Source organism: Prosthecodimorpha hirschii (genome assembly GCF_001305515.1).
GTDB lineage: Bacteria > Pseudomonadota > Alphaproteobacteria > Rhizobiales > Ancalomicrobiaceae > Prosthecodimorpha > Prosthecodimorpha hirschii.
Window position 1 is genome coordinate 887,353 of the sequence record NZ_LJYW01000001.1, and the last position, 13,797, is coordinate 901,149.

A 13,797-nucleotide genomic window follows, 5' to 3' on the forward strand; every position below is an offset into this window, starting at 1 on the left:
GGTTAGTGCGGGTCAGACCCGCCGCGGCAGCGGCCCCTCGGTCACGCGCCGCAGCCGCGGCGGCGGGGCGTCGAAGGGAAGGTTGGCGTCGTCGACATCCTCGTCGAGGAAGCAGAACCAGACGCGCCCGACGGGCCATTCGGGGGCAGCCTTTTCCGACGCGGAAGCATGCGACGGACCGTTGAACGCACCTGCCATGGGACTCACCGACTGAGGAGGCACCGGACGGGTGCCCCCCGGCCTCGTCCTGTCGCGATCCTCGTTCGGAACGGTAAATTTTCCCTTCCCGGAAGCGGTTCGCCGCCGGCCATGGCGCGTGCCGGACTGCGGCCGCGCGAGCGCCGGACCAGGGCCGGTTGGGCGCCGGACCAGGGCCGACAGGTTACCCCTCCCCGGCCCGCGCCAGGTTCTCGGTCAGGCGCTGGTCGAGATCGAAGCCGGGCCGGGTCAGGTCGCGGCGCCAGGGCTGGCGGCCCTTGAGGACGCCGGATTCGTGGACCATCTCGGCGACATACTCCTCCTGCCGGTAGGCCATGACATGGACCCCGGCCACGCCGGCGATCTCGCGCACCTGCTGGATGATCTCGACGCAGATGCGCTTGCCCTCGGCCTTCTGGTCCTTGGCCTTCTCCAGCCGCTCGATGATCGCGTCCGGGATGTGCACGCCGGCGACGTTGGAGCGCATCCAGCGCGCCGTCTTGGCCGAAGCGAGCGGACCGACGCCGACCAGGATGAAGCAGTGCTTCTCCAGTTCCATGTCGCGCACCTTGGCCATGAAGCGCTCGAGCAGCGGCACGTCGAAGCAATATTGCGTCTGGATGAACTGGGCGCCGGCCCGCACCTTCTTGGCCAGCCGCAGCGGGCGGAAATCGTAGGGCGGCGCGAAGGGGTTCTCGGCCGCGCCCATGAAGACCGGCGGCGGGGTGGTGATCTTGCGGCCCGACAGGAACTTCGCCTCGTCGCGCATGCGCCGGATGGTGGCGAGCAGCGAGGTCGAATCCAGGTCGAAGACAGGCTTCGCCTCCGGATGATCGCCCGACTGCACGCCGTCGCCGGTCAGGCAGAGCACATTGTTGACGCCGAGCGCGGAGGCGCCGAGCACGTTGCCCTGGATGCCGATGCGGTTGGTGTCGCGGCAGGAGATCTGCAAGACCGGCGAGAAGCCGATCCGGGTCAGGAGCGCGCAGATGGCGATCGACGACATGTGGCAGTTGGCGCCCGAGCCGTCGGTGGCGTTGATCGCGTCGACCCAGCCCTCGAACACGGCCGCGCGCTTGTAGACATCCTCGGCGAGCGCCGAATCGGGCGGATTGAGCTCCGCCGTGACGGCGAATTCGCCGCGCCGGAGCACGCGCTCCAGACGGCCGCGCGAGGTGTGGCCCGGCAGCGCGGGCAGCGGATCCCACGGATTCTCGCCGAAATCCTCCGGATGCAGGCGCGGGTTCATGCCGCCCCTCCCGTGCCGGACTTCTCCTGCGCCACGGCCAGCCAGCTCGACCGGCCCTTCAGGCGATGGTCGATCGGCGGCTGCACGTCGCCGATCCGGTCGCCCTCGGCCATCAGCCGCGAGCCCTCCCAGGCCTTGACCCAGACGCAGGGCATCTCCGGATAGACCTCGCAGTTGCCGTCGCCGCGCACGCCGCCGCAGGGGCCGTTGCGCAGGTTCTTCGGGCAGTTCATCGGGCAGGACATGCCGGTCGAGGACAGCACGCACTGGCCGCACATGCGGCAGTCGAACAGCGCCCCCTTCACGGTCCGCTCGACCGCCGCGACCGGCCGCTCCAGCCGCGTCCAGCCGAGCTTCGCGGCGAGCGGCGCGGCGGCGACCAGCGCGCGCTCGAAGGCCGCGTAGAGGCGCGCCAGCCCGCCGGCATGGCGGATCGACCAGAAGCGCAGCGCGAAACGGTCGCGCGGCCGGGGTGGCTTGCCGGGGGGTTCGAAGGCGGCGGGAACGCGCAGCATGGGGCCTCGCGGCAGGCTCGGCGCGACGGTGCGCGCGGGCCGGTTCGGGACGGGGTTCGGTCCGGTCCGTGCCGCTGGAGGGATCGGCGGGTCCGGTCAGGCTTCCTTGCCGCCGGCCTCGACCAGCCGGCGCAGGCGCTCAGGATCGTATTCGGCCTCGATCCGCGCCGTCACATTTGCGACCATGGCTTCCGGATCGGCGCCATCGGCCGGCATCGGCGCGCGCCGCCAGTCGGCCAGATAGGCGTCGGTCTCGCGCGCCCCGCCGCGCATCGCCGCCATGTCGATGGCGACCTGGAAGCGCTCGGGCAGCTCGCGCTTGGTCGCGCGCCGGCCGGAGCCGTGCAGCACCTGGGCGGGAATGTCGCGCCAGTAGATGATCGTCACCTCGCCCATGGTCCCGGCGGCTCCCGTCCTATCGCTCGATGGTCACGTCGGAGCGCGGCCTTGAGCAGCAGAGCAGCACCTGGCCGGCCTCGATCTCGCGCGGCCGGATGCCGCCCGAATGCTTCATCTCGACCTCGCCGTCGAGCTTCTTCGACTTGCAGGTGCCGCACAGGCCCTTGGTGCAGGAGGACGGCAGCACCACGCCGGCCTTGCGCGCCGCCGTCAGGATCGGCGTCGTGCCGTCGCACAGCACCACCTTGCCGCTGCGCGTGAAGGTGATGCGCCAGGTCTTCTCGGCCGGGTCCACCGGAGCCGCCGCCGCCTCGGCGGCCGCATCCGCCCCGAAGGTGAAGCTCTCCTCATGGTGGCGGGCCATGTCGAAACCGGCCTCCGCGAGGACGCCGCGCACGGAGGCCATGAAGCCGTCCGGGCCGCAGACGAAGATCTCGCGCGTGCGGAAATCCGGCGCGATCGCCTCGATCGTCGCCCGGGTCGGCCGGCCACGATGGCCGGCCCAGGGCTCCGCGCCCTCGCCGGTCACGACATGGGCGAGCCGGACCGTCCGGTTGCGCGCCGCGATCGCCTCCAGCTCGCGCCGGAAGACCAGCTCCTCCGGCCGGCGCGCGACATTGACGAAGACGATGTCGGCGCCGCCGGCCAGATCGTCCTCGGCCCGGAGCATCGACATCAGCGGGGTCGCGCCGACGCCGGCGGCCAGGAACAGATATTTCGGCGCCGGATGGCGTGCCGTCGAGAAGTCGCCGAGCGGCAGCTGCACCTTGATCGCATCGCCCGGCTTCAGCCGGTCGTGCAGATGGTTCGAGACGATCCCGCCCGGGATGCGCTTGACCGTGATGGCGACCCGGTCCGGCCGGGTCGGCGCCGAGGCGAGCGTGTAGGAGCGGGTCTCGACGCCGCCGCCGCACTCGACCTCGAAATTGGCGAACTGGCCCGGCGCATAGGCGAAGCGCCGGCCGCCCGGCGCCTCGAACACGAAGGTCTTCACGTCCGCCGTCTCGGTCAGGACCGCGCGGCAGATCAGACGGTCGTCGATGTCCGGATCCCACCAGGCCGGCGCGGCGGTCGCACTCACGCTCATCGGCCGGTCACCCGAGATGCGCGCGGAGGCGCTCGACATACCAGGTGGCGAACTGGTCGACGAGGCCCTCGGTCAGCGGCGAATAGGGGCCGGGCTCGTAGGCCGGGCTGCGCACGCCCTGCTGGGCGAGCTCGACCAGCGCGGCATCCTGGGCGTTGGTGGCGTTCCAGACCTCGGTCAAGCGGTCGAGATCGTAGTCGACGCCCTCGACCGCATCCTTGTGCACCAGCCAGCGGGTGCGCACCAGCGTGTGCTCCGGATCGAGCGGGATGGCGCAGAAGGTGACCGCGTGGTCGCCCATGAAATGGTGCCAGCTGTTCGGCTGGGTCCACAGATGCAGGCCGCCGAGTTTGGCGTCGCTCAGCCCGCCGAGGAGCTTGCGGCAGGCCGCCTTGGTGTCGAGCGTCTGGCTCTCGCCGGACCCGTCGAGCATGATCCGCTCGGTCCGGAAGCCGGTCGCCCGGCCGGAAAGATGCTCGACCGCCACGCTCGGGAAGCCGCGCGCCTCCCAGTCGGCGACCTGTGCGGCGACCTGCGCCTCATAGGCGGCCGCCTCGGCCTGGCCGGCGAGATCGTCGGCATCCGGCACGAAGCCGACCGCATATTTGTTGAAGCTCTGGCCGAGCTCCGGATGGTTGCCCGCGCAGTGATAGCACTCGCGGTTGTTCTCCATCGTGAGCTTCCAGTTGCCCTCCTCGACCAGATCGACCTGCTTGGCGACCTTGGCATTGCGCAGGTCGAACGGCGCCAGCCGGGGTTCCAGCACGGCGGCGAGATCGTCGATGTCGGCGGGCGCCTCGGCGGCCATGCAGACGAAGATCAGCCCGCCGATCGAGCGCAGATGCACCGGCTTCAGGCCGTGGCAGCTGGGATCGAAATCCTCGCCCATATGGCTGGCATGGATCAGTTCGCCGGTCAGCTCGTAGGTCCACTGGTGATAGGGGCAGACCAGCTTGCCGACGCAGCCGGCTTCCTGCGTCACCAGCCGCGCGCCGCGGTGCCGGCAGACATTGTGGAAGGCGCGCACCGCGCCGTCGTCGCCGCGCACGATGACGATCGAGAGATGGCCGATATCGAGCCGGGTGTAGTCGCCGGGCTCCGGCAGCTCGGCCTCGACGCCGGCGAAGATCCAGTGCCGCCCGAAGATCACCTCCAGGTCGAGATCGAAAATCTCGCGGGCGCGATAAAACGGCGCGGCCAGCGTGTAGCCGCGCCGGCGCTCGGCGATCAGACGGGGAATGTCGAGGGGGGCTCGGGAGAGCATGGCGGATCCGGGAGCAACAGGGAGGAGGAGCCGTCAGACTGCCACCGGGACCCGGCCTGGAGTTGTCGAAATGCGACGCGGGTGGTCGCATCGACGCGCAGTGCAGCAAAGCCTTCGCGCCCCGGCCTGGGACGACGGTCATGCCACCGGTCGGGGAACGCGGCGGCCGAAAAAATTCGCGATGAACGAGGCCTGCAAGCCACTCTCAGAGCCCATTCAGCGGCGACGCAATAGTCTCGAAACATCAGCGGACGGGACGAAACAAACCGCCGCCCTCCTCCAGACCCCACGAGAACCGACCATGCTGACCCTGCGCTCCGCTTCCCTCGCCGTCGCCGCCGCCGTCCTGGGCGGTCTCTCGATCTTCGCCGCGGCCGGCCCCGCCGCGGCCGCCGGGGCCTACGGCCCGGACACCTGCCGCCAGGGCTATGTCTGGCGCGAGTCCTTCGTCGGCGACACCGTCTGCGTCACCCCGGCCGAGCGCGCCCGCGCCAAGGCCGACAACTTCGCCGCGAAGTATCGCGTCAACCCGTCGGGCGGTGCCTATGGCCGCGACACCTGCCGCAACGGCTACGTCTGGCGCGAAGCCTTCCCGGGCGACCATGTCTGCGTCACCCCCGCCCAGCGCGCCCGCGCCCGCCACGACAATGCCCGCGCCAACGGCCGCTACGAGAACAGCTACTGATCCACGGACCCCGCAGGTTCACGACGCGGCGGCCGCCCCCCGGGGCGGCCGTTTTGCGTTTCGAGCGCCATGGCGCCATGCCCACCGGCGACGGTGTCGCCGCGTGTCAGAAGTGGAAGCCCTCTTTATCCAGATTGCGGGGCAGACGCATCTCGACGAGGTGGGTCGCATTGCGGCGGAGGCGACGGTCGATCGGCATCGCCTCCCGAGTCGGACCGTCCGCATAGTGGATGGTGAGATAGCCGGCCGAATTGTGCTTTTCGAAATACCGGACATTGCCGCCCGGCGCCGCCGCGGAAATGCTCACCCGCAGCTCCGTATACTTCGCCTGGACGGCCTTGTAGAATTGGCTCAAGAGCAGTTCGCGGTCGATATAGAAACACAGAAAACTTTCGTCGATTGAATTCTTGGCGCAATCGCGCAGCACCTTGCCCTGAAAGGCGACCGTATCCTTGATCGAATTCGGAGCGCTTGAGAAGAACTCCACGAAATAGTCGCGAACCGGATCGCCGGCGTTGTCGATCGCGTGGGTGATGAACTGCATGTGCTGATGGAAATATTCTGCCTCCACATCCGGGAATGCCGGCACGGCCCCGCCGGCACCGAGCGCACCGGTCGCATCCGAGACGGACTTCCAGGACGCTGCCACGGCGGCGTATCCGGCATCGGTACAGTCGAGCGCTTCCAGGATCAACGCCGCCAGGCGTCCCGATGTCTCGCCATCGGCACCCGAGGACGATGCGGGCTGCGTGATGGTGGTGTGGTCGCGATCCGGCAGCACCGCGAACGGGATCTCGACGCCCGGTCCGGCACGCCATGTCCACGGCTTGGCCGTCATTTCCGTATCGGGACCGGCACTATGGGTGAAATCGATCGTATAGCCGGAGACGTTCATGTTGGCCGCCGGGACCCGGACGGTTCCGTCCGCGCCGGGTTCGTTGACCACCTGCCGCAAGGCTTCCGTATAGGGCTTCGTGCCCGTGATCACGAAGGGGAGCGTCTTGCCCGGACCGTAGGGGCCCGCCGCCTGCCCGCCGGTGGCATCGAGGAGGTCGCGGCGCGCCAAATCCCATTGGTATTGCGAGGCGAGTTCCAGACCGTTGAGCATTTCCTGGCCGATCTCGAACCAGCTCCCCCACCCCTTGATCACGCGGCCGAGCATGCTCTTGCCGAGCCGGGCGAGGCTCGACCCGAAATTGGCCGGCGCCAGCATGATCAGGCGCTTCACCGGAACGGGTTCGCCGCGCTCCATCCGCCCGACGATCCATTCCCGTGCCACCAATCCACCCGTGGAATGGACGATCATATCGAACGGGTCCGTCAGCGTCTTGTCGGCGATCATGCCCGCGATCACCGTATCCATCCGTCTCGCCACGTCGGCGATCCGGACATCGTCACGCATGGACCAGTAGTCCGCCAGATGGATGTCGCTGGCCTGGTGTCCGTTGGCGACGAGGAATTCCCGTAAGCCCTTGAATGAAGACGACGTATCGCTCCAACCATGCAGAATTGCGATAGCGCTCATAAAAACCTCCCGATGCCGGGTGGCCGACGCCCCGCCAGCAGCGCGGCGCAGACCATCAAAACGGTCACAGGATACAGCGTGGATTGAATTTCATACAGCCCATAGTGTCATTCTGCACGTTCTAACCGGATTGAGAGTACGGGGCGGCCTCGGGACCGGCGTCGGAGGCCAACATCGGATGCAGTTTCACCCCGGCCCGACCACCGACCCGAGAAAAATCACGATTAACGGATCCTGCAAGCGGGTCTCAGAGCCGGTTCAGCGGCGACGCAATAGTCTCGAAACATCAGCGGACGGGACGAAACAAACCGCCGCTCTCCTCCAGACCCCGCGAGAACCGACCATGCTGACCCTGCGCTCCGCTTCCCTCGCCGTCGCCGCCGCCGTCCTGGGCGGTCTCTCGATCTTCGCCGCCGCCGGCCCCGCCGCGGCCGCCGGGGCCTACGGCCCGGACACCTGCCGCCAGGGCTATGTCTGGCGCGAGTCCTTCGTCGGCGACACCGTCTGCGTCACCCCGGCCGAGCGCGCCCGCGCCAAGGCCGACAACTTCGCCGCCAAGTACCGCGTCAACCCGTCGGGCGGCGCCTATGGCCGCGACACCTGCCGCAACGGCTATGTCTGGCGCGAAGCCTTCCCGGGCGACCATGTCTGCGTCACCCCCGCCCAGCGCGCCCGCGCCCGCCACGACAATGCCCGCGCCGTCGGCCGCTACGAGAACAGCTACTGAGCGCCCGCTGACCGGGATCGCGCGGCCTCTCCGTCAGCGCTCCCGTCGACACAGCGCAGGGGAAAACAAAACGGGCGGCCCTGGGGCCGCCCGTTGGTGATTCCGGAAACCGGAAATCGATCAGCCTTCCGCGGCCTCGGCCCTCATGGGCCTCAGCCTTTCGTGGCCTCAGCCTTCCGCGGCCTCGGCGCGGGCGCGGTCCTCGGCGCCCTTGGCCGACACGTCGCGATCGACGAACTCGATGACGCCGACGGCGGCGTTGTCGCCATGCCGGAAGCCGGCCTTGAGCACGCGGGTGTAGCCGCCGTTGCGATCCTTGTAGCGCGGGCCGAGCACGTCGAAGAGCTTCTTCACGGCCTTCTCGTCGCGGATCTGGGCGACCGCGTTGCGGCGCGAGTTCAGGTCGCCGCGCTTGGCCAGCGTGATCAGCTTCTCGACGATCGGACGCAGGTCCTTCGCCTTCGGCAGGGTCGTCACGATCTGCTCGTGGGTGATGAGCGACGACGCCATGTTGGCGAACATGGCCTTGCGGTGCTCGTGAGTGCGGGCGAACCGACGGCCGGAATTGCCGTGACGCATGGAAGTCTCTCCTCGGGTGGCCCGGCCCGGCCGGGCGGCGCCTTGAGCGCCTCGCTAGGGAACCGGGGACGCGCCCCGGAGCCCCGGCCCTCCCCGCGGGAAGGCCGTCGCACCCCCGGGCATGCGTCATCCGGGTTTGAATAGTCCTTGTCGCCGGGCCTTGGACCCGCCGTCTTCCGAATGCGGCCCCGTCAGGGACCGGCCCGACCGGGCGCCATGCGAGACCGCGACGGCGTCCGACCGGAAAAGGCGAATCAGAGCTGGTGATCCTCGTAGCGCTTGGCCAGCTCTTCGATGTTCTCCGGCGGCCAGTTCTGGACTTCCATGCCCAGGTGCAGGCCCATCTGCGCGAGAACTTCCTTGATCTCGTTCAGCGACTTGCGACCGAAGTTCGGCGTGCGGAGCATCTCCGCCTCGGTCTTCTGGATCAGGTCGCCGATATAGACGATGTTGTCGTTCTTCAGGCAGTTGGCCGAGCGGACCGACAGTTCGAGCTCGTCGACCTTCTTCAGAAGCGCCGGCGGGATGCCGATCTCGGGCAGACGCTCCTCGACCTCGGCCTTCCGCGGCTCTTCGAAGTTGACGAAGATCGCGAGCTGGTCCTGCAGGATGCGCGCCGCGTAGGCCACCGCGTCCTCCGGCTTGACCGAACCGTCAGTCTCGACCGTCAGGGTCAGCTTGTCGTAGTCGAGCACCTGGCCTTCGCGGGTGTTCTCGACGCGGTAGCTGACCTTCTTGACCGGCGAATAGATGCTGTCGACCGGGATCAGGCCGATCGGGGCATCCTCGGGGCGGTTGCGGTCGGCCGCGACATAGCCCTTGCCGGTATTGGCGGTGAACTCCATCCGGATCTCCGCGCCCTCGTCGAGGGTGCAGATGACGAGCTCCGGATTGAGAATCTCGATGTCGCCGACGGTCTGGATGTCGCCGGCGGTGACGATGCCGGGGCCCGACTTGCGCACGACCATGCGCTTCGGTCCCTCGCCCTGCATCTTGATGGCGATTTCCTTGATGTTGAGGACGATGTCGGTCACATCCTCGCGCACGCCGGGAATCGACGAGAATTCGTGCAGCACGCCGTCGATCTGCACGGCCGTGACGGCCGCGCCCTGCAGCGACGACAGAAGAACGCGGCGCAGCGCATTGCCGAGCGTCAGGCCGAAGCCGCGCTCCAGAGGCTCAGCCACCACGGTGGCGATCCGGCGGGCGTCGTCGCCGGCCTTCACGTCGAGCTTGTTCGGGCGAATGAGCTCTTGCCAGTTCTTGTGAATGGTCATGGGTCGCACCCGATGGTTCGAGAAGGCCGCTCGGGCTTAGGAGCCGTATCCGCCACCGGGACGGCACTCCCTCCGAACGACTCGACGGACGGTGCCGGATCCGGTTGATCCGACGCCCCGTCCGCCTGGAGGATGCCCCGCATGCGGACGGGCCACCCTTTGAAATTCGATTTCCGGCCCGACCGGACCATCCGGCCGTCGCGTACAGAAATGGCCGGCCGCCCTCGGGCGCCCGGCCGCCGTCGAATCAGACCCGGCGCCGCTTGCGCGGACGGCAGCCGTTGTGCGGGATCGGCGTCACGTCGCGGATCGAGGTGACCATGAAGCCGGCCGCCTGCAGCGCGCGAAGCGCGGACTCGCGACCCGAACCGGGACCGCGGACCTCGACCTCGATCGTCCGCATGCCATGCTCCTGGGCCTTGCGCGCGCACTCTTCGGCGGCGATCTGGGCCGCGAACGGGGTCGACTTGCGCGAGCCCTTGAAGCCGTTGGCACCGGCCGACGACCAGGCAATCGTATTGCCCTGCGCGTCGGTGATGGTGATCATCGTATTGTTGAAGGTCGAATTCACGTGCGCAACGCCGGAGGAGATATTCTTCCGTTCGCGGCGGCGGACGCGCTGGGCTTCTTTAGCCATGTGGCTGATCCTCGAATTCTTTCGTGACCCGATCGGTCTCGTGCGGTCGGACCGCCGCCCCCGGATCCGGCGACGCTCACGCGCGGCCGGCGAAGGCGGTCATCCTCACTTCTTCTTGCCGGCGATCGGCTTGGCCGGGCCCTTGCGGGTCCGCGCGTTGGTATGGGTACGCTGACCGCGCACCGGCAGGCCGCGACGATGACGCAGGCCGCGATAGCAGCCGAGATCCATCAGACGCTTGATGTTCATCGCCACGTCGCGGCGAAGGTCGCCCTCGACCATATAGTCGCGGTCGATCACTTCGCGGATCTGCAGCACCTCGGCGTCCGAGAGATCGTGCACGCGCCGTTCCGGAGCGATGCGGACCTTCTCCACGATCTCCTGGGCGTTCTTCTGCCCGATCCCATGGATGTACTGCAGCGCGATGAGGACGCGCTTGTTGGTCGGAATGTTCACGCCTGCAATGCGGGCCACGGCATTTCTCTCCAGTCGATGCGGTGTCCGGAGACGACCGCCACCATCAAGGACCTGTCTCCGGAAGGAACCGCACACAGAACGACCGACCGGGGCCGGTCCCCTCCAGGGTCCGACGCCGATCGCACGATCGTCGCGATTGAGCGTCGGGATATAGTGAGTCCGCGCAAGGCAGTCAACCCGGCGCGGACTCTTGTTTGCCACTTACCGACCCCCGATCCCCAAGGATCCCGGCCCGGTTCGAAGTCCCGCTGCCGCCGGTTGCGCAGGGCCCCTGCCCTCCGAGCCCCGGACCGGTATCAGGCTCCGAGAATCGTCGCGATCTCGACCGACACCTGATCGATCGGCAGCATGCCGTCGACGGTTCGCAACTCGCCGGTCCCGGCATAGTAGTTCGACAGCGGCGCGGTCTTCTCGCGATATTCCGTCAGCCGCTTCTTGAAGCTCTCCGGATTGTCGTCCGCCCGGACCTGGCCACCGGCCGCCTGGGTCTCCGCGACCCGGCTCTCCATGCGCCGCACCAGGGCGTCCTCGTCGACCTTGAGCTCGATCACCGCGTCGAGCTTCATGCCCTTCGAGCGCAGCATCGAGGTCAACGCCTCCGCCTGCGGGACCGTCCGCGGGAAGCCGTCGAGAATGAAGCCTTTCGCGCAGTCCGCCTCGACGATCCGATCGGCGACGACACCGATCACGATATCGTCCGAGACCAGCTGCCCGGCATCCATCACCGCCTTGGCCTTGAGGCCGACCTCGGTGCCCGCCTTGACGGCCGCGCGCAGCATGTCGCCGGTCGACAGCTGCACGATGCCGTACTTCGCCACGAGCCGCGACGCCTGGGTGCCTTTGCCGGCGCCCGGCGGCCCGAGCAGAATCAGTCTCATCGCCTTCCCCCTTTGAGCTTCGCCCGCTTGATCATACCTTCGTATTGATGGGCGAGCAGATGTCCCTGGATTTGCGACACCGTATCCATGGTCACGGAGACCACGATCAACAGCGACGTACCACCGAAATAGAACGGCACGCCGGTCCAGGAAATGAGGAATTCGGGTAAGAGACAAACGACGGCGATGTAGATCGCACCGACCACCGTAATCCGGGTCAGCACGTAGTCGATGTACTCGGCAGTCCGCTCACCGGGCCGGATGCCCGGGATGAAGCCGCCATGCTTCTTCAGATTGTCGGCGGTGTCGGTCGGATTGAACACGATCGCCGTATAGAAGAAGGAGAAGAACAGGATCAGGGCCGTGTAGAGCAGCATGTAGAGCGGCTGCCCGTGGCCGAGAATCGCCGTCACGGTCGTCAGCCAGCCGCCGGCCTGGCCGGCCTGGAAGTTGGCGACCGTCGCCGGCAGCAGCAGGAGCGAGGAGGCGAAGATCGGCGGGATGACGCCGGCGGTGTTCAGCTTCAGCGGCAGATGCGACGACTGCCCCTGCATGATCTGGTTGCCGACCTGCCGCTTAGGATACTGGATCAGCAGCCGGCGCTGGGCGCGCTCCATGAACACGATGAAGGCGATCACGATCACGGCCAGCACGATGATGCCGAGAATCACCGGGGTCGAGATGGCGCCCTGGCGGCCGAGCTCGAGGGTGCCGGCGATGGCGCGCGGCAGCTCGGCGACGATGCCGGCAAAGATGATCAGCGAGATGCCGTTGCCGATGCCGCGCGAGGTGATCTGCTCGCCGAGCCACATCAGGAACATGGTGCCGCCGACCAGCGTCAGCACGGCCGAGATGCGGAAGAACACGCCCGGATCGCCGACGATGCTGTTCTGCGAGCCTTCGAGACCGACGGCGATCGCATAGGCCTGGAACACCGCCAGGATGACGGTCAGGTAGCGGGTGTACTGGTTGAGCTGCTTGCGGCCCGACTCGCCCTCCTTCTTCAAGGCCTCGAAGGCCGGAAGGACGGTGGTCAGCAGCTGGACGATGATCGAGGCCGAGATGTACGGCATGATCCCGAGGGCGAAGATCGCCATGCGCCCGACGGCGCCGCCCGAGAACATGTTGAACAGGCCGATGATGCCGGTCTGGGCATTCGAGAAGGCGCGCGACAGCGCCTCCGGATCGATGCCCGGAAGCGGCAGGTAGGTGCCGAACCGGTAGACCAGCAGCGCGCCGAGGGTGAACCAGATCCGCTTCTTGAGTTCCTCGGCCTTCGCGAAGGCGCCCCAGTTGAGGTTAGCTGCCAGTTGTTCGGCTGCAGAAGCCATTCGCCTCACTCCGATGTTCCAGGGCGCCCGCTCGCTTCAGGGCAAGACGGGAGCAGGATCCGATCCGCACAAAACCGAATCGGATGCCGCTCCCGCCCTCGTATCGGCCCGAACCGCCTCGGCGCCAAGCTGGCACGACGACGCTTCGGATCCGTGACGACAGGCAACCGGGGCCGCGCTGCCGCGGCCCCGGTGATGATTTCGAACCGGTCACTCCGCCGCAGCGGCTTCCGGCAGGACCAGCGCGCCACCGGCCTTGGCGATCGCCTCGGCGGCCGGCTTCGACGCGCCCGCGACCTCGAAGGTCACGGCCTGGCCGAGTTCGCCCGGCCCGAGCAGCCGCACGCCGTCCTTGACGCGGCGGATGACGCCGGCGGCGACCAGCGCCTCCGCGGTCACCGTCTGGGTCGCATCGAGACGGCCGGCTTCGATCGCCTGCGCGACACGATCCAGGCTGACCTCGTTGTAGTCGGCCCGGAAGATGTTCTTGAAGCCGCGCTTCGGCAGGCGCCGATGCAGCGGCATCTGGCCGCCTTCGAACCCGTTCACGGCCACACCGCTGCGGGCCTTCTGACCCTTCACGCCGCGACCGGAGGTCTTGCCGAGGCCCGAACCGATGCCACGGCCGAGACGCTTGCCCTTCTTGGCAGCGCCCGGATTGTCGCTGATCTCATTCAGCTTCATGGGAGGTTCCTCGAGGCCGGTTTACTCGTCCACAACGCGGACGAGATGCTGCACCTTGGCGATCATGCCCCGGACCTGAGGACTATCCTTCAGGGTGGAGCGGCGATGCCGCTTGTTGAGACCGAGTCCGATCAGAGTGGCGCGCTGGTCGCCGGGACGGCGGGCCGGGCTGCCGATCTGCTCGACCGTGACGGTCTTGTCAGTCGTCGACATGGGTCTTGACCCCTGTTGCTTCAGCTGGGGACGGAGCCGCTCTCATTCAAGCGGCCCCGGCGATTTCGAAAC

General features: G+C 67.9%; 17 protein-coding genes. 2 read left to right on the forward strand and 15 right to left on the reverse strand.

The features are described from left to right. Nucleotides 1-12: 12 nt before the first annotated feature. The 6 genes from ABB55_RS03740 to ABB55_RS03765 form a co-directional block, all read right to left on the reverse strand. Nucleotides 13-198: a hypothetical protein gene (locus ABB55_RS03740; protein ID WP_054357611.1), complete on the reverse strand. Its 186-nt coding sequence runs from the start codon at nucleotides 196-198 to the stop codon at nucleotides 13-15. A 184-nt stretch (nucleotides 199-382) separates the two neighbouring features. Next, entirely contained in the window at nucleotides 383-1,447 is a 1,065-nt protein-coding gene (locus tag ABB55_RS03745) for a methylenetetrahydrofolate reductase (RefSeq protein WP_054357612.1), read from the reverse strand. Further along, nucleotides 1,444-1,962, reverse strand: coding sequence for a methylenetetrahydrofolate reductase C-terminal domain-containing protein (locus ABB55_RS03750; protein WP_054357613.1), 519 nt, complete (start codon nucleotides 1,960-1,962; stop codon nucleotides 1,444-1,446). Before ABB55_RS03750 ends, ABB55_RS03745 begins: the two co-directional genes overlap by 4 nt. A gap of 96 nt (nucleotides 1,963-2,058) precedes the next feature. After that, entirely contained in the window at nucleotides 2,059-2,358 is a 300-nt protein-coding gene (locus ABB55_RS03755) for a virulence factor (protein ID WP_054357614.1), read from the reverse strand. A 19-nt stretch (nucleotides 2,359-2,377) separates the two neighbouring features. Further along, the gene (locus ABB55_RS03760; RefSeq protein WP_244471962.1) at nucleotides 2,378-3,448 is read right to left on the reverse strand and encodes an FAD-binding oxidoreductase; all 1,071 of its coding nucleotides are present in this window, start codon (nucleotides 3,446-3,448) and stop codon (nucleotides 2,378-2,380) included. A 7-nt stretch (nucleotides 3,449-3,455) separates the two neighbouring features. After that, nucleotides 3,456-4,712 carry an aromatic ring-hydroxylating oxygenase subunit alpha gene (locus ABB55_RS03765; RefSeq protein ID WP_054357616.1) on the reverse strand — a complete coding sequence of 419 codons (1,257 nt, stop codon included), beginning with the start codon at nucleotides 4,710-4,712 and terminating at the stop codon, nucleotides 3,456-3,458. A 301-nt stretch (nucleotides 4,713-5,013) separates the two neighbouring features. Between ABB55_RS03765 and ABB55_RS03770 the strand changes: the two genes are divergently transcribed. Next, the gene (locus tag ABB55_RS03770; protein WP_054357617.1) at nucleotides 5,014-5,397 is read left to right on the forward strand and encodes a hypothetical protein; all 384 of its coding nucleotides are present in this window, start codon (nucleotides 5,014-5,016) and stop codon (nucleotides 5,395-5,397) included. 106 nt (nucleotides 5,398-5,503) lie between these two features. Here ABB55_RS03770 and ABB55_RS03775 read toward each other — a convergent pair whose 3' ends face one another. Continuing rightward, nucleotides 5,504-6,922, reverse strand: a complete 1,419-nt coding sequence (locus tag ABB55_RS03775; RefSeq protein ID WP_152981913.1) for an esterase/lipase family protein — start codon at nucleotides 6,920-6,922, stop codon at nucleotides 5,504-5,506. 343 nt (nucleotides 6,923-7,265) lie between these two features. Between ABB55_RS03775 and ABB55_RS30185 the strand changes: the two genes are divergently transcribed. Further along, complete coding sequence (locus tag ABB55_RS30185) at nucleotides 7,266-7,649, forward strand: hypothetical protein (RefSeq protein ID WP_054357619.1); 384 nt, start codon at nucleotides 7,266-7,268, stop codon at nucleotides 7,647-7,649. 168 nt (nucleotides 7,650-7,817) lie between these two features. On the opposite strand, the gene rplQ is transcribed toward ABB55_RS30185, so the two are convergent. The 8 genes from rplQ to rpmD form a co-directional block, all read right to left on the reverse strand. Continuing rightward, nucleotides 7,818-8,228, reverse strand: a complete 411-nt coding sequence (rplQ, locus tag ABB55_RS03785; RefSeq protein WP_054357620.1) for a 50S ribosomal protein L17 — start codon at nucleotides 8,226-8,228, stop codon at nucleotides 7,818-7,820. A gap of 254 nt (nucleotides 8,229-8,482) precedes the next feature. Beyond that, nucleotides 8,483-9,505, reverse strand: coding sequence for a DNA-directed RNA polymerase subunit alpha (locus ABB55_RS03790; protein ID WP_054357621.1), 1,023 nt, complete (start codon nucleotides 9,503-9,505; stop codon nucleotides 8,483-8,485). A 247-nt stretch (nucleotides 9,506-9,752) separates the two neighbouring features. Beyond that, nucleotides 9,753-10,142: a 30S ribosomal protein S11 gene (gene rpsK, locus ABB55_RS03795; RefSeq protein WP_054357622.1), complete on the reverse strand. Its 390-nt coding sequence runs from the start codon at nucleotides 10,140-10,142 to the stop codon at nucleotides 9,753-9,755. Nucleotides 10,143-10,247: 105 nt separating this feature from the next. After that, nucleotides 10,248-10,616 (reverse strand): 30S ribosomal protein S13, encoded by a 369-nt coding sequence (rpsM, locus tag ABB55_RS03800; RefSeq protein WP_054357623.1) that lies wholly within the window; start codon nucleotides 10,614-10,616, stop codon nucleotides 10,248-10,250. A 299-nt stretch (nucleotides 10,617-10,915) separates the two neighbouring features. Next, entirely contained in the window at nucleotides 10,916-11,497 is a 582-nt protein-coding gene (locus ABB55_RS03805; RefSeq protein ID WP_054357624.1) for an adenylate kinase, read from the reverse strand. Then, nucleotides 11,494-12,828 (reverse strand): preprotein translocase subunit SecY, encoded by a 1,335-nt coding sequence (secY, locus tag ABB55_RS03810; RefSeq protein WP_054357625.1) that lies wholly within the window; start codon nucleotides 12,826-12,828, stop codon nucleotides 11,494-11,496. Before secY ends, ABB55_RS03805 begins: the two co-directional genes overlap by 4 nt. Nucleotides 12,829-13,038: 210 nt before the next feature. After that, nucleotides 13,039-13,512 carry a 50S ribosomal protein L15 gene (gene rplO / locus ABB55_RS03815; protein ID WP_054357626.1) on the reverse strand — a complete coding sequence of 158 codons (474 nt, stop codon included), beginning with the start codon at nucleotides 13,510-13,512 and terminating at the stop codon, nucleotides 13,039-13,041. Nucleotides 13,513-13,533: 21 nt separating this feature from the next. Continuing rightward, nucleotides 13,534-13,725: a 50S ribosomal protein L30 gene (rpmD, locus tag ABB55_RS03820; protein WP_054357627.1), complete on the reverse strand. Its 192-nt coding sequence runs from the start codon at nucleotides 13,723-13,725 to the stop codon at nucleotides 13,534-13,536. Between the last annotated feature and the right edge of the window lie 72 nt (nucleotides 13,726-13,797).